The sequence below is a fragment of the Anabaena sp. WFMT genome (assembly GCF_051781005.1).
Classification (GTDB): domain Bacteria; phylum Cyanobacteriota; class Cyanobacteriia; order Cyanobacteriales; family Nostocaceae; genus Anabaena.
This window is the reverse complement of the sequence record NZ_JBPWOA010000016.1, coordinates 206,608-225,079: the sequence shown is the minus strand read 5'-3', so window position 1 is coordinate 225,079 and position 18,472 is coordinate 206,608. Positions and strand designations below refer to the sequence as shown.

Here is an 18,472-nt window from a genome sequence, read left to right as displayed (position 1 = left end):
TTAATCACACCTAGCCGGGAATTGATCATTTAACTACAATGAATTCTGTTGCCGACACCCCTGAACCTCAACTTAATCCTTTAGATCAACCACCAGTAGTCCTAACTTCTGAGTTGCGGAAAGTCTATCGTACTGGGTTTTGGCTGAATCAAAAAGTTGTATCCCTCAAAAGTTGTTCTTTACAAGTTTATCCAGGGCAAACCTTTGGTTTACTAGGCCCTAATGGGGCTGGTAAAACTACGCTGTTAAAACTGTTGCTGGGAATTATCCGTCCTTCTTCTGGTAGGGGTTTATTATTAGGGAAGCCAATTGGCGATCGCTCTGTGAAGCAAAGAATTGGTTATTTGCCAGAGAATCCCTATTTGTATGACTATCTTACTGGTTGGGAATTTTTGCAGTTAGCAGCGGGTTTATTCCAAATTCCTCCCCAGATACAACGTCAACGTATTCCCCAACTTCTGGAATTAGTTGGTTTATCTCAAATTGATGCTCGCAAAAAGCTGATGCGTCGTTATTCTAAGGGTATGCTTCAGCGTGTTGGCATGGCTCAGGCATTAATTAATGATCCAGATTTGGTATTTCTGGATGAACCCATGTCTGGACTTGATCCTTTGGGACGTTACCAAATGCGAGAAATTATCCTTTCTTTGAAAGCTGCTGGAAAAACGATATTTTTCAACAGTCATGTTTTGAGTGAAGTGGAACAAATATGCGATCGCGTAGCTATCCTAGATCAAGGAGAATTAATTTGCTCTGGTTCCCTCAATGAACTCTTAGGTACAGAAAACTCATATCATGTTAAAGGTCAAGGGGGAGATGGAGCAACTCTCAAAAAAAGGATACCCGATCTAGAATTTAAGCCTGATGGTTCTTGGCACGGTATATTAAAAGACGATTACTATGATTTTCTAGCCAGTCTCCGGTTAATGGGAGGTGAAATCATCAACATGAACTTATCTCGTCAATCTCTAGAGGCATTCTTTATCCAGCAGATCCAAAAACAAAATCATTAACCCAACTAAGTACCGCTTTCTTACCTCTAGCCTCGTTGCACTAGTTTGCCTTGTTTAGCGAAACTTGAGTTAGTCTCTATTATTGATAACATTTGCCGGATGTTATCGCCTGAATAATATTGCAAAAATGTATAATTAATTTTCCTTTGCAGGTAGTAAAACAGCATAAGTAAGGATTATGTTTTGTCTAACACTGCTATTTTGAACCTGACTGATAATTTACAATAGTTATTTTAGCTACTGCATCGAAGTTAAAAAAATCATTTAAACTGTAGTGTTAATAGCCATTAATTAATTTGATTATTTACTATTTGCATAAATTGCCAGAGTAGTATGAACTATAAATATAAATTTTGATTCTTGACTATTGACTATTTGCATAAAAATTGCTCTAATCGTTATCAATTAAATTGTTCTCACTGAGTTCCGCTTTAAATTAACTTCACTAAAAATTCAGAATTCCCCGTTAAATTATATCCGGAAAATCAAGATTACTTAGGAAAATAGCAGTGTTGAGGAACTTCAATAAATAAGTAAAGTCAACGTTAAAATGTCTAGACAATACTTTACAGATCGTAGTCTCTGAGTCTCAGGTAAATATGCTTAATATACATTTGTGGAAAATTTTCACCCATTCAACTACGGCTGTAGTTTTATTAACGACTGTCAATATCGCTTTACCATCTGTTAGTCTAGCGCAGCAACAACCAGTATCATCTTCGAGTATATCTACAGATTACTTGTTAGGGGGTGGCGATCGCATTCGCGTTAATGTATTTGAAGTACCAGAATATACAGGTGAATACCAAGTTCCCCCTGGTGGTGCGATTAATATGCCCTTAATTGGCAGCATCTCCGTTCTGGGATTAACAACAGAACAGGCATCTGACGAAATAGCCAGAAGATATGCTCGTTTTCTTAAACGTCCCCTGATTTCTGTGAATTTGTTATCCTCTCGTCCCATCAATGTGTTTGTAGCCGGAGAAGTAACACGACCAGGATCTTACACTCTTAGCTTAGAAGGAAGTGGAGGAGACACTCCAGGTGTACAATACCCAACCGTATTAGCTGCACTGACCACAGCCCAAGGGGTAACACTAGCAGCAGATGTCACTAAAGTACAATTACGCCGTAAAATAGGACGTTCTGGTGAGCAAGTTGTCAGTTTTAACTTGAAGGAACTCACTCAAACAGGCAGGATATCGCAAGATATTACCCTACGAGATGGAGACACCATCGTTGTACCCACCGCCACGGATTTCAACGTTGCTGAAGCCCGCAATTTATTTGCAACTAACTATGCAGCTAGTCAAAGTTCACCCCGCACCGTAGCCATTACAGGTCAAGTTTACCGACCCGGTTCCTATCTTGTTACTTCAGGTGCTTCTGCTACGGAAGGAGGTACTGTAGCCCCTGGAAGTGGTTTACCAACTGTCATGCGAGCAATTCAACTAGCAGGGGGAATTACATCACAAGCGGATGTTCGTAGTATTAAAATCCGTCGTCCTACAAGAATCGGCTCAGAACAAAGCTTAAATGTTAATCTCTGGGAATTATTGCAGACTGGGGATCTGAATCAAGATGTAGTGTTGCAAGATGGAGACACAATCGTTGTTCCCACAGCAACAGATATTAACACAGCCGAAGCTACTCAATTAGCTACCACTACTTTGTCACCAGCAAAAATTCAAGTTGGGGTAGTAGGAGAAGTTAAAAAACCTGGATTAACAGATTTACAGCCCAATAGCTCTTTAAATCAGGCATTACTTGCCGCTGGTGGGTTTAATGATGCTAGAGCTAGTAGTGCTGCGGTAGATTTAATTCGCCTCAATCCCAATGGTACTGTATCTAAACGTATAGTTAAAATAGATTTCTCAAAAGAAATTAATGAAGAAAGCAATCCCATACTTCGCAATAATGATGTTGTCGTAGTCGGCCGTTCTGGTATTGCTAAAACCAGTGATACAGTAAATACTGTAGCTGGTCCTTTGGGTACTATTTTGGGTATTGTTAGGTTGTTTTTTGGATTCTAGATTAAGGTTGACAATTGGGGAAAATTTTTCAATTCCCCTCATTGAGAATATAAGATTTCAGCCTGCATGAGCAGGCTTAGTTTTTTATAACAGCTATCAAAAAAGCGTTCATTCAGTGAAATCCTTAAATCTTTTAAACTCAGTGATAAAAAAAGCTCTTGCTATGAGCAAGAGCAGGAAAATTAATTGTCAGTGATGAAAAAACCTGATCACAACTTAGTCGTTAGTCAAGGTCATTCATAAACATAACTGGCTCAGTCTCGCGGTTAATACCTCTTTCAAAACCACCAGAAGCTGCACGAGCGCGTCCAGCGTGCCACAAGTGACCAATGAGGAAGAAGAAACCTAACACGAAGTGAGAGGTAGCTAACCACGCACGGGGAGATACATAGTTAAAAGAGTTGATTTCAGTAGCCACACCACCTACAGAGTTCAAAGAACCCAGAGGAGCATGAGTCATGTATTCAGCAGCGCGACGAGCTTGCCAAGGCTGAATATCGTTCTTGACTTTTTCTAAGTCAAGTCCGTTGGGACCACGTAGAGGCTCTAACCAAGGGCCACGGAAATCCCAGAAACGCATGGTTTCACCACCGAAGATAATTTCACCGGTAGGAGAGCGCATCAAGTATTTACCTAGACCTGTCGGTCCTTGAGCAGAACCAACGTTAGCACCTAAGCGTTGGTCACGAATCAAGAAGGTTAAAGCTTGAGCTTGAGAAGCTTCGGGACCAGTAGGACCGAAGAATTCGCTGGGGTAAACAGTGTTGTTGTACCAAACCATAGTTGAGGCGATAAAACCCATCAAGGATAGAGCGCCCAAGCTATAAGAGAGGTAAGCTTCACCAGACCAGATAAAAGCACGACGAGCCCAAGCAAAAGGCTTGGTGAAGATGTGCCAAATCCCGCCAGCAATACAAATTAAGGCAATCCAGATGTGACCACCAATAACATCTTCCATGTTATCGACGCTAACAATCCAGCCTTCCCCACCGAAGGGAGATTTGATTAAATAACCAAATATCACCGCTGGGTTGAGTGTGGGGTTGGTAATGACGCGAACATCACCACCGCCGGGAGCCCAAGTGTCGTATACACCACCGAAGAACATAGCCTTCAGCACTAACAGCAACGCACCACATCCCAAGATGATGAGGTGGAAGCCGATGATGTTGGTCATCTTGTTCTTGTCTTTCCAGTCGTAACCAAAGAAAGAGGAGTACTCTTCTAAGGTTTCTGGGCCACGAACGGCATGATAGATACCGCCAAAACCCAGTACGGCAGAAGAAATTAAGTGCAGTACACCAGCAACAAAGTAGGGGAAGGTGTCGATAACTTCACCGCCTGCGGCAACGCCCCAACCTAAAGTGGCGATGTGAGGTAGAAGAATCAAGCCCTGTTCGTACATGGGCTTTTCTGGGATAAAGTGAGCAACTTCAAATAAAGTCATTGCTCCAGCCCAGAAGACGATTAAACCAGCATGGGCTACGTGAGCGCCAAGTAGTTTACCAGATAGGTTAATTAAACGAGCGTTACCTGACCACCAAGCAAAACCGCTTGATTCTAGGTCTCGTCCGCCGCCAATAACTGATGATCTATTAGAGAGCGTTACCACGAGGTAATACCTCCTCAGGGAATACAAATTGTTCGTGGGGTTGGTCTTGAGGAGCCATCCAAGCGCGGATACCCTCGTTCAGCAAAATATTTTTGGTATAGAAAGTTTCAAACTCTGGGTCTTCTGCTGCCCGTAATTCTTGGGAAACGAAGTCATAAGCCCGCAGGTTGAGTGCCAAGCCGACAATGCCTACGGATGCCATCCATAAGCCTGTGACTGGTACGAACAACATGAAGAAGTGCAACCAACGTTTGTTGGAGAAAGCAACACCGAAAATCTGTGACCAGAAACGGTTTGCTGTCACCATTGAGTAGGTTTCTTCGGCTTGGGTGGGGTTGAATCCAGGGAAGGTGTTGGAACCTTCGCCATCTTCAAACAGGGTGTTTTCTACTGTGGCTCCGTGAATTGCCGACAGTAATGCTCCACCTAAGATTCCGGCTACACCCATCATGTGGAAGGGGTTGAGTGTCCAGTTGTGGAACCCTTGCAGGAATAGTAAGAACCGGAAGATTGCGGCTACACCAAAGCTGGGTGCAAAGAACCAGCTTGATTGTCCTAAGGGGTACATCAAGAAAACGCTGACGAATACTGCAATTGGTCCTGAAAACGCAAGTGCGTTGTAAGGACGAATTCCTACTAGTCTGGCGATTTCAAATTGACGCAACATGAAGCCAATTAGACCGAAGGCTCCGTGTAAGGCAACAAATGGCCATAGGCCACCTAGTTGAAACCAACGGGTTAAGTCGCCTTGGGCTTCTGGTCCCCAGAGTAACAACAGGGAGTGTCCCATGCTGTCTGCTGGTGTGGATACTGCTACGGTGAGGAAGTTAGCTCCTTCTAGGTAGGAGGATGCTAGTCCGTGGGTGTACCAGGAGGTGACGAAGGTTGTGCCGGTTAGCCAGCCGCCTAGTGCGAGGAAGGCGCAGGGGAATAATAATATTCCTGACCAACCTACGAATACGAAGCGATCGCGCTTTAACCAGTCGTCTAATACGTCAAACCACCCTCTACTTGGGGCGCGTCCAACTGCGATGGTCATTGAATTAAAATCCTCTTTTTTACTAAAATTGCCACGTTTTTAGGGCTGTACCTTAGTCAGATTTACTGATTTGGGGCAACTACCGCGAGGAATTAAACGTTTTTTGAGACTTTTTACCACTTGTGCGTGGCTGTAATTCTGAGAAGCTAATGCCTGACAATTAGGCATTTCTCAGGATTATGCCATTACGCGTACCACTAACTAAAACTCTAGATTGTGGTAACTTAATGATTCTTAACTTATCACATTAATCAGGGTTTGCGCTGGGGACACGCAAATCAATGGGGTATTTGACGTGCTACAACTTATCTGTGGTAATTGTAATTAAGGATTCTTGTCTTGTTTGGGTTTGATATTAATATGAATACCAAAATTTTAACAATCTGACACACATTTTCTCATAAATCTTACAAAAATTTTTCTGGGGATAAAAGTTGCTTCATTGTTATGAGTACGTCACTTGCTCTCGAACCATGAGTGGCTCTCTAAAACCTTCTGCTTCCTACCCTCTGTCTTTCTTCGGTCAAAACTTGCAATACCGACTGTTCAAGTGGCAGACTTCTAAAGAGAATATCTCACAGGCCAAGGTAGTTCCATGATGGCATCAACAACGATTAATAAAGGCGATGGACTCCTGCATCAAAGCGTCCTCGGTTCTCGTCGGTTTAGTAACTACTGGTGGGCAACTATCGTTAGTTTGGGGGCATCTGGCTTTTTATTGGCTGGTATCTCCAGCTATCTCAAAGTCAATTTACTCATTGTCACCGATCCAACTCAATTGATATTTGTACCCCAAGGATTGGTTATGGGCTTGTATGGACTAGCTGGGTTGCTCTTAGCTTTATACCTGTGGCTAGTTATTCTATGGGATGTTGGTGGGGGTTATAACGAATTCAATCAGGAAACTGGTAAATTCAAAATCTTTCGATGGGGTTTTCCTGGAAAAAACCGCCAAATTGAGATTGAAAACCGTATCCAAGACGTGCAATCTGTACGCATCTCTATTAAGGAAGGTCTAAATCCCCAACGCGCACTTTATCTACGAGTTAAAGGACGACGAGATATTCCTTTGACACGAGTAGGTCAACCGTTATCTTTAGCTGATTTAGAAACTCAAGGTGCTGATTTAGCCCGCTTTTTGTCAGTACCTTTAGAAGGACTCTAAGAATTTTGGATTTTAGATTTTGGATTTTGAATTGGTGGTAAATCAAAAATCTACCGTCTCAGGATACAAAATCCCAATAGTGTCTATTAGTTTAAACCTATGTAACGGAATGACTGCGAGAATTCTCAATCTAAAATCTAAAATCCAAAATCTAAAATTGCGAAGAGAGGCTAAGATACTCTGGTTGAATCAGTAACTGGCAATGCGGTTAAAATTTTCACAATTTTTAGTTGCTCTGTTGATGATTGGTGGTTTGATGCTGGGAGGATGTACAACAGAAAAAGTAGCTTCTAATACATCTCCAACTTCCACAGCTACCTCAAATACAACTGAGGAAAGCTCCAAGTCAAATACTGAAGCGACGACGGTATCAGAAACTAGTAGTGAGAGTATTGCGGGAATGAAAGATTTACCACGCCTCGAAGGTAAGGCTACTGTTGTGATGACAGTTAATGGCGCACCAATTACCATCGAAGTAGATGGTACTAATGCTCCCATTACTGCTGGCAACTTTGTTGATTTAGTCCAAAAAGGTGTTTACGACGGTTTAGTTTTCCATCGGGTTGTGCGAGAACCTCAGCCGTTTGTAGTTCAAGGTGGTGATCCCCAAAGTAAAGATCCCAAGAGTTCACCAGAAAGATGGGGAACAGGTGGCTATATAGACCCAAAAATTGGGACTGAACGCCGTATACCACTGGAAATTAAGCCAGAAGGTGCAGAACAGCCTGTTTACAGTAAAACAATTACTAATAAACCTGTGTTGACGCACAAACTAGGTGCAGTAGCAATGGCGCGATCGCAACCACCTGATTCTGCTTCTTCTCAGTTTTACTTTGCATTGGCAGATTTGGGCTTCTTGGATGGTAATTATGCTGTGTTTGGCTATGTCACCGATGGCTTTGATGTAGTTAATAAAATTCAGCAAGGCGATCGCATTAACTCTGCGAAAGTCACTCAAGGTGCTGAAAACTTAAAAACCCCCGGTAAGTAGTCAGTTGTCAGTTGTCAGTTGTCGGTTGTTATAAAAACGCTGACAACTGGCACAATCTAAAATCCAAAATCTAAAATCTAAAATTGGTTAGGGTTGTTGTCACTGGTATTGGTTTAGTTTCTGCTTTAGGTGAAAGCTTAGAGGATAGCTGGCAAAATTTGCTCCTAGGTAAAACTGGTATTAAATTACATCAGCCATTTCCAGAACTCTTAAAAATTCCTCTAGGTTTAATAGCTCAACAACCATCCGATTTAAAGACGTTAACTCAGATGGTTGTTAATTCTGCTTTGCAAGATGCTGAATTAGTAACGCCTTTACCTGATTGTGCTGTGGTAATTGGTTCTAGTCGTGGTTATCAAGCAGATTGGGAGAAGTTAGCGCAGAAAATGTATGGTCAAGATTGCCTTCCAGGAGCCTTAAATTTAGAGAATTGGTTGGATACCTTACCACACATGAATGCGATCGCTGTAGCTCGAAAAATCGGCGCATCAGGTACTGTTTTAGCACCAATGGCGGCCTGTGCTACAGGGATTTGGGCAATTTCCCAAGCGGCTATGTTAATTCAAACGGGGCAATGTCAAAGAGCGATCGCAGGTGCAGTGGAAGCACCAATTACCCCTTTGACTATCTGTGGATTTCAACAAATGGGTGCTTTAGCAAAAACAGGCGCTTATCCCTTTGATATACACCGTGAAGGGTTAGTTTTGGGAGAAGGTGGTGCAGTGTTTGTTCTGGAATCAGCAGAATTAGCAAACCAACGTCAAGCAAATATTTATGGTGAAATTCTGGGTTTTGGTTTGACAGCAGACGCATTTCATAGCAATCAACCAGAACATCAAGGAAAAAGTGCGATCGCAGCCATCAAGCAATGTTTACAACGTAGTTGCCTCACCCCTGCTGATATAGACTACATCCATGCTCATGGTACGGCCACGCTCCTCAATGACCGGATCGAAGGCAAAATTATCCAGCATTTATTTCCTTCAAAAGTAGCAATTAGCTCCACTAAAGGCAGTTCAGGTCATACACTAGGAGCATCAGGAGCCTTGGGTGTGGCTTTTTCGCTCATGGCTTTAAAACATAAAAAATTACCCCCTTGTGTGGGATTACAGCAACCAGAATTTGATTTAAATTTCGTCACAGCCGCAAGAGATAGTGAAGTGCAGCGGATACTCTGTTTGAGTTTTGGTTTTGGTGGACAAAATACTGCGATCGCTTTAAGTCATAAAAATAAATTTTAATGAAGTGCTATATTTAACCCTGTTAGTGGGAACACCGCTGTTAAATATTACGTCTACAAAACTTTAATCCCTGTATAAAAAATACCAATTCATTAAGGCAGTTCGTAAATCGCAATCAACGCCTTGTATTACATAATATTCACTCATTCAAGTCATTGCCAAAGGCAACTCCTAGAAGGGAAGAGGAGAATTCAACGCTGTACTCAGTTTTTAATTGCAGAGCGCACACGCCAACAAAAATCAAATAAAAATACCGTAGTAAAGTATAAAATAATTAATCAAGGAGATTATTGAACCATGAAATGGCTCCAGGCATCTCTATGTTTTTTGGCATTTTCTTTCACCGTATATTCTCAAGCACCATCCGTACTGGCTCAGTCATACCCAACACAAAAAACTTGGCAAATAAGTCAAAAATTTAAACCTCCAGTAGATAATCAACCTAATCCTCCCACCATTGGTGCTGCAACTCGTAGCTCCTCATGTATCAAGGATAAACGAGTAATAAAGCCCTTACTCCCTACCAATCAATCAGGGTTGACCTTCAATGAATATCCTACTTTTTATTGGTCTGTGCCTCCAACTCCAGTTAAAACTGCTGAGTTCACAATTTTGGCTTCTGGAGACGAACAAGTAATTTATAAAACAACTTTAACTCTTCCCGACCAACCAGGAATTATCAGTTTTACTCTGCCGACAAATGCTCCTGCACTGCAAATAAATACTACTTACCACTGGTATCTAACCCTGATTTGCGATTCTGAAGAATCTAGCAACAATCCTTATGTAGAAGGTTTTGTAAAACGTACCCAACCAGATTTAACTTTATCAGATTCCCTAGCCAAATCAGACTTACACCAGATACCAACACTCTATGCAGAAGCTGGAATTTGGCACGAAGCATTAACTTCTTTAGTTAAATTACGTTGCACTCAGCCAAATGATTTAACAGTCAAGCGGAATTGGCGAAAATTTTTGGACTCTGTAGAATTGATTAACATCGCATCTGAGCCATTAATTGATTCTTGCACAACCAAGAATTAAACAACAATTCTTATGTGGGAAACACTGAAAAGAGTAATGTGGGAATGGCGGGGTGTTTTCATTGCCGTTCCCAATGTCACATTTATTGTCATAGCACTACGTTTGACTGGATTGCTTCAATCTCTAGAATTAACAGCTTTAGATCAATTGTTTATTCTTCGCCCACAAGAACCAGTTGATAATCGCATAGTTATAGTTGAAATTAATGAAAGAGACATCAGTAATCAGGGAAGTTGGCCTATCTCTGATGCAGTGCTGACTGATTTATTAGAGAAGATTAAGCAGCAACAACCAAGAGCTATCGGTTTAGACGTTTATCGTAACTTAGCAGTTAATCCTGGTCATCAAAACCTGGTTAAGTTATTTGAATCTACCCGCAACTTGATTGGCATCCAAAAAGTATTTGAAAGTATAGATAGTTCTTTAGTTGAACCATCACCTATTTTGAAGCAACGCCAACAAGTGGGAGGAAATGATTTACCTCCAGATGGGGATGGTAAAATCCGCAGAGGAATGCTTTACCTATATTTAGATAATGATGATATTTTAGAAAGTTTTAGTCTAAAACTGGCTTTGTTGTACTTGCAATCTGAAGGTATTACTGAAAAAGCAGCAACCAATAATCCCAATTATCTACAATTAGGTGGGAGTGTTTTTCCTAGATTTCAGACTAATGATGGTGCTTATGTGAGAGCAAAAGCTGGTAGCTACCAAATACTATTGAATTACCGGGGTCGTCAACAGCAATTTACCACAGTTTCCTTGACAGCAGTTTTAAAGAACCAAATTTCACCAAATCTGATGCAAGGAAAAGTGGTACTAATTGGTTCAACTGCTGAGAGTTTAAGAGATAGCTTTTTGACACCTTACACCAGTCAAGTTTTCGCTGCTCCAGAAAGGATGGCGGGTGTAACAATTCATGCTAATTTAACTAGTCAAATTTTGAGTTCAGCTTTAGATGGTCGTCCTTTAATTCAGTCTTGGAGTGACACTGTAGAATGGCTGTGGATTTTGCTATGGTCAACTATTAGCGCTCTATTGTGTTGGCAGCAACGTCATAATATATCTCTAATTACTGTTAATATTTTGCTGGCTGGTAGTGCTTTGATTGCCTGTTCTTTTCTAGCATTCTTAGCTGGCTGGTGGATTCCTGTAGTGCCGCCAATGTTGGCATTAGCAGGATCAACTATTGCTATTACCCAGTATATGGCTCGTAGTGCGGCCAATATGCAAAAAACTTTTGGACGTTATCTGACAGATGAAGTTGTGACTAGTTTAATAGAAACACCTACTGGTTTAAAGCTAGGAGGAGAAAGGAGAAAGGTTACAGTTTTAGTATCTGATGTCAGAGGGTTTTCGGCTATTTCTGAAGAATATCCCCCGGAAACCGTTGTAGAAATTCTCAATCTTTATCTGGAGGTGATGACAGATGTAATTAATCAGTACAAAGGTACGATTAATGATTTTATGGGTGATGGCATTTTGGTGATGTTTGGTGCGCCTATTCATCGAGATGATGACTCTCAAAGAGCGATCGCTTGTGCTGTGGCGATGCAGTTAGCAATGCAACAGGTAAATGCCAAAAATCAGGAAATGAATTTACCAATTCTAGAAATGGGAATTGGTATCAATACAGGTGAAGTTATCGCCGGCAATATTGGTTCTCAAAAACGCGCTGAATATACCGTTATTGGTAGTCATGTAAATTTAGCTGCGCGAATTGAATCCTATTCTGTAGGAGGACAAATTTTTATTTCTGAACATACTTGGAAAGATGCCAAAATTGATTTGAGAATTGATAGTCAATTACAGGTAGAACCAAAAGGGATTAAACATCTCGTTACTCTTTACGAAATTGGTGGTATCGGTGGCAAATATAATCTATTTTTGCCTCACATTGACGAAAATATAGAGATGTTAAGCGAAGAACTACCGATTGAATTTATCGTTTTACATGGTAAACACGTAGATGGAAAATTTTTGCCGGGGTCATTAGTTGGACTTTCACAAAATGGCGCACAAATTCGGTGTGAATATGATTTAGAAAAATTAACTAACATCAAACTCAAGTTATTAACAGAAACAGCATTGTTTACAGAAGAGCCAGACATATATGGCAAGGTGATGAAAAAATCTGCTGTTGATAATCATTTCTTGATTCGATTTACAGGGATTCCTCCCAAGGGAATTCAAAGACTCAAGAGAGTAAGACAGGATTTGGATTAAAATATAGCAGTCCAAAACTCCTTATTTCAAACAAATGCCATTTTTGGATATTAGTTTCATCTTGAAAATGCTCAAATCTTGTAAATCCTGATTCAGGCTTAATTGATTGCTCCGAGTTTTCACGATATCCTGTAAAATCATTTAGCAGCTTCATTCTTAGGTGAAAAGCTTTGTTAGCAGCGTTACTTTATGGACAGGAAGATTTACGCCTAGAAACAGTCCCTGAACCCACTCCAACAGATGGGGAAGTGGTGATTAAGGTGGGGGCTGCAACTACTTGCGGTACGGATTTGAAGGTTTGGCGGCGTGGTGGCCATGCAAAAATGTTGACTCCCCCTACGCTGTTTGGTCATGAAGCGGCGGGAACGATTGTGGCTGTGGGTGCTGGTGTGCATAATTGGCAGGTGGGACATCGCATTGTCGCTAATAATTCTGCTCCCTGCATGAAATGCTTTTTTTGTCAACGTCAAGAATATTCCCTCTGTCCAAATTTGACATGGAATAATGGTACTTTTGCGGAATATCTAAAAATTCCCGCAGCTATTGTCCAGCAGAATATGTTGCGGATTCCCGATGAGTTACCCTTTGAATTGGCCGCAATGACTGAACCTCTAGCCTGTGTTTTGCATGGGGTGGGGCGTTCTCATGTCAAACCTCAAGACCGGGTAGTTGTCTTGGGCGATGGGGCAATTGGGTTGATGTTTGTGGGGGTTTTAAGTAATCAGACAAAAGCTGAGGTGTTGCTGTGGGGAGGAAATGACCAACGGTTAGAAATTGGCAAAAAATTAGGTGCAGCAGAGATTTTTAATTATCATCAAGTTGCTGATATTCCTGGTGTGGTGAAGGAATTAACGGCGGGTTGGGGTGCAGATGTAGTTATAGAGGCTACTGGTGTTCCGAGTGTGTGGGAAAAAGCGATCGCTTGCGCCCGTCCTGGTGCAACTGTAAATTTATTTGGTGGTTGTCCCAAAGATACGACAATTACGGTGAATACAGAACAACTACATTATAGTGAATTGACCCTCAAAGGCGTGTTTCATAATACACCAAAATATGTACGATCAGCATTGTCACTGATAGCTAGTAGAAAGATTCCTTTTGAATTGCTAATTAGTGAACATCGCCCATTAAAAGATTTAGAACAGGTGTTTGCTGATATGAAGGCACGTAAGGTAATTAAAGTGGCAATGTTACCGTGTTAATGGTAATTATTTTAGCTTTGTAGTACTGAATAATAGATCAATCTGGGGATAAAGTTCATTGCTATGGAAAAATTGGGAAAACTATGTTCATCCCTTTTTTGTAAGAATTCAGGAGTCAGGAGTCAGGAGTCGGAATGTTTGATAAATCGGTAGATGATCGGTTAGTGATCTTTTTTGTAACCGTTAAAAAGCTGACCGCTGATAGCTGAATACTTATCCTTTTTGTTCCCTTTTTAGGGGTAATTGCGATCTCAATAGAAAAATGCTAAAAAAATATCTGCGTAATTTTTCAATTTTGTCTTGTTCCCTTATACCTTGCTTATCTGGGGAAATTATACTGAATTCTCCAGCCCAGGCGTTACCAGGAGAAAGCACAGAGGAAGTAACCACCTGGATTAAAGCCCATCCAACGCTGAAACCTAGAAGTGGCGAGCGATTGTTTGTAAGTAAAAGTGATACAGCAGCCCAAAGATTCACCTTTCAAGCGTCAGTATTGCCTCCAGGTAAGGTGACATTTACTAAAGACCGCAGTACAATTCGTACTGAGCGGATGACTATGTATGATGGTGTGAATGGCGTTACAACTCAGCGTCTTGAGGAGTCTTTACGGGTAATTTATAGCTTGGATATCTACCAAGACTATAATCGCGCTCAGGTAGTTTACGATTATCCTAACGAGAGTGCAATTAATCAGGCACGTTTGGCAAAAACTCCAATTCGGGAAGCATTGAAGGGAGAATTGCGGTTAGGCGATCGCTATGCTTATTGGGTGGAAATCGCTCAACCCAGACAGGGTAATGCTTTGGCCGGTCAAATAACAGTTTTACTTAAAGCCGATCTCGACAAATTAGAGGCAGAACTGAGAACACGTTAAAAGTAAGCTCAAACACACCTACATACTTAATTTTTGCATATCTAAATTTGATGAAACTCTTGTGGGGTGGGCATCTTGCCCGCCCTAATTATAGAATTTAAACGTGAAACATCTGATTAACGAAGATAAAGCTTTCATCCTTCATCCTTCAAATAGCCTCCAATAGTCAGAGTTTGCCATGTACCAGAAAATATACTTTCTGCCGCGAGGGAAATGCGTTGCAAATCTTCTTTCAACAGTGGTGGCCAGTCAATACCCGCTTTGCGTCCTGTAGCAAATAACTGCAAGGCTCTAATACCTAGTTTATATAAAGCATAAGCTAGTTCTTTATCTACGTTAGAGGTTTCTTTCAAGGCTTCAAACACTACCTTCAAAGCTAACAAAACTGAAGTTATTTGACCTGGTACTGGAGGTTTTCCTTGTTTGAGACGATTTAAGAAAGTATCTGGATTTTCGTCGTTTATTGTTTGGTCTATGAGTAATTTTCGGGCTATTTCGTAGTTCATGCATCCAGCTTATCGTAGTTTCTCTAAATATTTGCTCTTACTGACATTGAAGATAGGAGCAAAGACGCTTATCAAAATTTAAACCTCATTGGAACAATTCATTTTCTAAAATATCTGATATTATAACGGTCTTGATATTTGGCAATATAATCTATATTACTTTGCTCTAATTTCGATAATAATTTAACCGGAAATTCCTTGGGTGAATATTGGGGATTATACCAAGGCTGTTGATCAAAGTAATCTTGTAAACCAGGAGTATCAAAACGGCGACCATGAACAGCAAAAATTGTATTCCTCATTATATCTAGTTCAAAGCCATTTTTATCTTCTAAATCTGTATCTGTAACTTGTCTTTCTGAAAGCCAAGCATAATTATTAATATTTTTATTTGTGCTTTCTATTTTTAGCCTTTTGTTTATAACAGTGGTCGTAATTTCAGGAGTTGCAATAACTTGGGGTGTAGGATTTGGTGCAGTTTCTGAAGTTGGTAAAATACTGGGAGTATCCTGCACTTGGGGTGTTGTATTTGATCTCTTTGTGGAAACTGACACCTCCGTATCTGTGCCAGATTCGAGAGATTTTGTTAACACCTGACCAATAATTACAGATGCACCGATTAACCCACCTGCAATTAAACTACCAATGAGGATACCATTCTGATTATTAGTTTTAGCAACTAGTTGGGGATGAGCGGGAATAGTTGGTGATATCGGTACTATAGGCGTGGGAATGGTTGGTGGTAGCGTGGACGGAATAGGTTTGGCTAGGCTGCTGTGTAAAGCATCTAACATTGCTCTTGCTGTAGGATAGCGATCGCGTGGATGATAGGCGATCGCTTTATCAAGAATCTCTGCCATCATTGAACTAAGATGACCAGCATACTCTCGCCATACAATCTCACCTGTTTGAGAATCTGTCTCTAATTGTTGTGGTTGTCTACCAGTGAGCAAATAAATTGCTGTCAACCCTAGACTATACAAATCACTTGAATAAACTGGTCTACCTGCTGCTTGTTCACTGGGCATAAATCCCGGCGTACCAATTACAATTGAACTAGTAGGATTTCCCTGAGAATTCAACACCGTCCCCATTGATTCTCTCACTGCACCAAAATCAATCAGCACAGGTTTACCATCACGATGACGCAAAATAATATTATCTGGTTTGATATCCCGGTGAACAATATGTTGTGAGTGAATATAATCCAGAACGGGTAATAAATTTACTAATAATTCTTGAATACCGCTTTCAGTAAATAATCCTTGTTGTTGGATTTTTGCTGTTAAAGTATCCCCTTCAACCCACTCTTGTACCAAGTAAAATTGTCCCTCAGAGGAGAAGTAAGCATACAAGCCGGGAATTTGCTCAGTTGCACCACCAAGTGCTTCTAACATAACTGCTTCCCGTTGAAATCTCTCTTGTACCAATTGGTAAATCTGGGGATTATTTTGTATTGGTCGTAGCTGTTTGACTACACAGCGACGCTTTGATGGTAAATAAGTATCTTCTGCTAGAAAGGTTTCCCCAAACCCTCCAGCACCAAGGACTTGGAGAACTTGATAGCGATCGTTTAGTAGTTGTAGTGTCATAACAGGTTACAAGCAACTGACTTGGAAAAGTGCTGAGTGCTGAGTACTGAGTCAAAAATGCCAGTTTCTATTTTCAGCATCTGGCACACCGTATAAGACACATTGTAGTGCGAAAAGTAGCTTTAGACCTATTTCAAATCCAGTAATCCATCTTCTTTTAATTTAGGATTAAAGCGAATTTGAGTTTTTAAACCTCGTGCTACTAATACTGCTAGAATTTCTTCTTCAACTCGCCGCGCTACATTTTTAATAAGTTTCATTTTTACTAAATCATCAATTAATGGATTTTGATATTTAGCCTTTTCTTCATCTGTCATGAGTGCCTTAGCATCAATAGGATTAGTCCATTTTTGCTTATTTTCCACATTACCTAAATCAAGACTGCCATTTTCAGTCATCCAAGCATTTTCAATATTTTCTAAAATCGTGCGGTTAGGTCGTTCAATAGTTTGTACCTTCACCCAATGACATTGTTCAGGTTGACGAACTAAATGCTGTTTAAGACTAAGATAAATATCGCGGGAATAACCCACAAATTGGAGAATTTTTTCTTGATTAAAAATAGCATAAACTCCTATTTTACCCTGAAATTGTGCTGGAAATTCACCATTATCATCAATGTAAGCAACATATTCTAGATTAGCTAAAGAAGGAATATTAGTTTCAGTAGTCATGATGGAACTTTATAAGTTAATAATTTACTATTTGCTCGGATAGTTTGTAATGGCAGCAAAACATATTTTCTTCACCACTGCTTAAAGCTTTTTCCTGTAAATTGCACAAAGGCGGCTTGGTCTGAAAATTTTAGCATTAAACATAAAATTTGGTGGTACGTTAATGATGGTGTAATCTTCAGATTTATGATATTCTTCAAATTCTGGTGGCATCCCTTTGGGAGTCGCTGGACTGTAGGGAACTGGTTGAAAAAGCATTTCCGTAAATTCAATTTTTTCACATTGCCAATTGTGACAAATTTGGCTTAAAAATGATTCACTAGTCAATAATTTAAACAGAGTTTCTTGAGCTTCTGGTGCGAGTGTAAAACTACTATCAAAATTCTGAACAATTTTTAAAGACATTTTGGTTACAAATTGTGATCGACAAATGAGTAATGATTGAGGATAGCAATATTTTGCACTTTGAGAGGCATTTTTACCTCTACTAGAAACAGATTAGTAAAGCCTACAACAAGGTTAAGTATATCTTGTGGATGACTTTGTGGGAACTGCACACTTTAAATTAGCCTATGGGATTTTGGGACTTATGTCAGCCATTGGAAGACGATATTAAAATTAAGAATTTTGAAGTTTGACAGACTTTTAAGAAGAAAAACAGCGAAAACGCCTACTAGTTCTAGAATAAACAGGAAATGCGCTTTAAACTAGTTCTACAGTATCCAGTGTTTGTGCTGAGTTAATGGTAATTTTTTCACTAGTTCTAAATCTTAATTCCGTTAATTATGAAATTATATCTTTTAACTTTAGCCGTTTCTATTAGTACGGTAGCTATTACTACTAGTGCTTATGCTAACCCAAAACAAACTTCTGATATTACAGGTAAACGTAATCAGTCAGCTAATTTGGTAACGGAAGCAGCCACAATTACTAGTAAATGGAATAATATTGTGAGCGATCAGACTCATAATACTGATGGAAGCTTGAGAGTAAGCGATCCAGAATGCACAAAAATTAAACCACTGGAGTATATCAACAACCCAGAGACTTTCTTTCAACCATGCTCCGCAACAAATAACCCAAATCGTCAAAGTTATGAGCCAATCGAGTATTTAAAGGTTCCCAAGCTTGATTCTGGTCTAAGTGTTACCGTTACTAACTTTTGATTAAATCCTTTAATTAGAAATCATACAAAAAGGCAAAAGAAATTAATCTTTTGCCCTTTCCAACTATTACCTTTTACTTTTAGTACGCTACGAA

General features: G+C 40.2%; 16 protein-coding genes. 10 read left to right on the top strand and 6 right to left on the bottom strand.

Annotated elements, in window-relative coordinates; all coding sequences use genetic code 11:
* Positions 1-38: 38 nt before the first annotated feature.
* Together ACSQ6I_RS08570 and ACSQ6I_RS08565 are read left to right on the top strand one after the other, a co-directional pair.
* Positions 39-1,013 carry an ABC transporter ATP-binding protein gene (locus ACSQ6I_RS08570; protein WP_438889927.1) on the top strand — a complete coding sequence of 325 codons (975 nt, stop codon included), beginning with the start codon at positions 39-41 and terminating at the stop codon, positions 1,011-1,013.
* 599 nt (positions 1,014-1,612) lie between these two features.
* Positions 1,613-3,046: an SLBB domain-containing protein gene (locus ACSQ6I_RS08565; protein WP_438889926.1), complete on the top strand. Its 1,434-nt coding sequence runs from the start codon at positions 1,613-1,615 to the stop codon at positions 3,044-3,046.
* 223 nt (positions 3,047-3,269) lie between these two features.
* Here ACSQ6I_RS08565 and psbC read toward each other — a convergent pair whose 3' ends face one another.
* Complete coding sequence (psbC, locus tag ACSQ6I_RS08560) at positions 3,270-4,658, bottom strand: photosystem II reaction center protein CP43 (RefSeq protein WP_438889925.1); 1,389 nt, start codon at positions 4,656-4,658, stop codon at positions 3,270-3,272.
* Positions 4,642-5,697 carry a photosystem II D2 protein (photosystem q(a) protein) gene (gene psbD, locus ACSQ6I_RS08555; protein WP_438889924.1) on the bottom strand — a complete coding sequence of 352 codons (1,056 nt, stop codon included), beginning with the start codon at positions 5,695-5,697 and terminating at the stop codon, positions 4,642-4,644. The genes psbC and psbD overlap by 17 nt, the downstream gene beginning before the upstream one ends.
* Before the next feature lie 595 nt (positions 5,698-6,292).
* On the opposite strand from psbD, the gene ACSQ6I_RS08550 reads away from it, so the two are divergent.
* The 7 genes from ACSQ6I_RS08550 (at position 6,293) to ACSQ6I_RS08520 (ending at position 14,440) form a co-directional block, all read left to right on the top strand.
* Positions 6,293-6,862: a photosystem I assembly protein Ycf4 gene (locus ACSQ6I_RS08550; RefSeq protein WP_438889923.1), complete on the top strand. Its 570-nt coding sequence runs from the start codon at positions 6,293-6,295 to the stop codon at positions 6,860-6,862.
* Between the two features lie 202 nt (positions 6,863-7,064).
* Positions 7,065-7,853 carry a peptidylprolyl isomerase gene (locus tag ACSQ6I_RS08545; protein ID WP_438889922.1) on the top strand — a complete coding sequence of 263 codons (789 nt, stop codon included), beginning with the start codon at positions 7,065-7,067 and terminating at the stop codon, positions 7,851-7,853.
* Between the two features lie 83 nt (positions 7,854-7,936).
* Positions 7,937-9,094 carry a beta-ketoacyl-ACP synthase gene (locus ACSQ6I_RS08540; protein WP_438889921.1) on the top strand — a complete coding sequence of 386 codons (1,158 nt, stop codon included), beginning with the start codon at positions 7,937-7,939 and terminating at the stop codon, positions 9,092-9,094.
* Between the two features lie 297 nt (positions 9,095-9,391).
* Positions 9,392-10,138: a DUF928 domain-containing protein gene (locus tag ACSQ6I_RS08535; protein ID WP_438889920.1), complete on the top strand. Its 747-nt coding sequence runs from the start codon at positions 9,392-9,394 to the stop codon at positions 10,136-10,138.
* A 12-nt stretch (positions 10,139-10,150) separates the two neighbouring features.
* A complete protein-coding gene (locus ACSQ6I_RS08530; RefSeq protein WP_438889919.1) occupies positions 10,151-12,364 on the top strand; it encodes a CHASE2 domain-containing protein in 2,214 nt (737 codons plus the stop codon).
* Positions 12,365-12,534: 170 nt separating this feature from the next.
* On the top strand, positions 12,535-13,566 hold the full coding sequence (locus tag ACSQ6I_RS08525) for a zinc-dependent alcohol dehydrogenase (RefSeq protein WP_438889918.1): 1,032 nt from the start codon (positions 12,535-12,537) through the stop codon (positions 13,564-13,566).
* 262 nt (positions 13,567-13,828) lie between these two features.
* Positions 13,829-14,440 (top strand): hypothetical protein, encoded by a 612-nt coding sequence (locus ACSQ6I_RS08520; RefSeq protein ID WP_438889917.1) that lies wholly within the window; start codon positions 13,829-13,831, stop codon positions 14,438-14,440.
* A gap of 134 nt (positions 14,441-14,574) precedes the next feature.
* Here ACSQ6I_RS08520 and ACSQ6I_RS08515 read toward each other — a convergent pair whose 3' ends face one another.
* The 4 genes from ACSQ6I_RS08515 to ACSQ6I_RS08500 all read right to left on the bottom strand — a co-directional run bounded on the left by ACSQ6I_RS08515 (position 14,575) and on the right by ACSQ6I_RS08500 (position 17,617).
* A complete protein-coding gene (locus ACSQ6I_RS08515; RefSeq protein WP_438889916.1) occupies positions 14,575-14,946 on the bottom strand; it encodes a Dethiobiotin synthetase in 372 nt (123 codons plus the stop codon).
* 98 nt (positions 14,947-15,044) lie between these two features.
* On the bottom strand, positions 15,045-16,538 hold the full coding sequence (locus ACSQ6I_RS08510; protein ID WP_438889915.1) for a protein kinase domain-containing protein: 1,494 nt from the start codon (positions 16,536-16,538) through the stop codon (positions 15,045-15,047).
* Between the two features lie 128 nt (positions 16,539-16,666).
* A complete protein-coding gene (locus ACSQ6I_RS08505; RefSeq protein ID WP_438889914.1) occupies positions 16,667-17,212 on the bottom strand; it encodes a GIY-YIG nuclease family protein in 546 nt (181 codons plus the stop codon).
* 81 nt (positions 17,213-17,293) lie between these two features.
* On the bottom strand, positions 17,294-17,617 hold the full coding sequence (locus tag ACSQ6I_RS08500) for a hypothetical protein (protein ID WP_438889913.1): 324 nt from the start codon (positions 17,615-17,617) through the stop codon (positions 17,294-17,296).
* Positions 17,618-17,997: 380 nt separating this feature from the next.
* On the opposite strand from ACSQ6I_RS08500, the gene ACSQ6I_RS08495 reads away from it, so the two are divergent.
* Positions 17,998-18,378: a hypothetical protein gene (locus ACSQ6I_RS08495; protein ID WP_438889912.1), complete on the top strand. Its 381-nt coding sequence runs from the start codon at positions 17,998-18,000 to the stop codon at positions 18,376-18,378.
* The last annotated feature ends 94 nt before the right edge of the window (positions 18,379-18,472 follow it).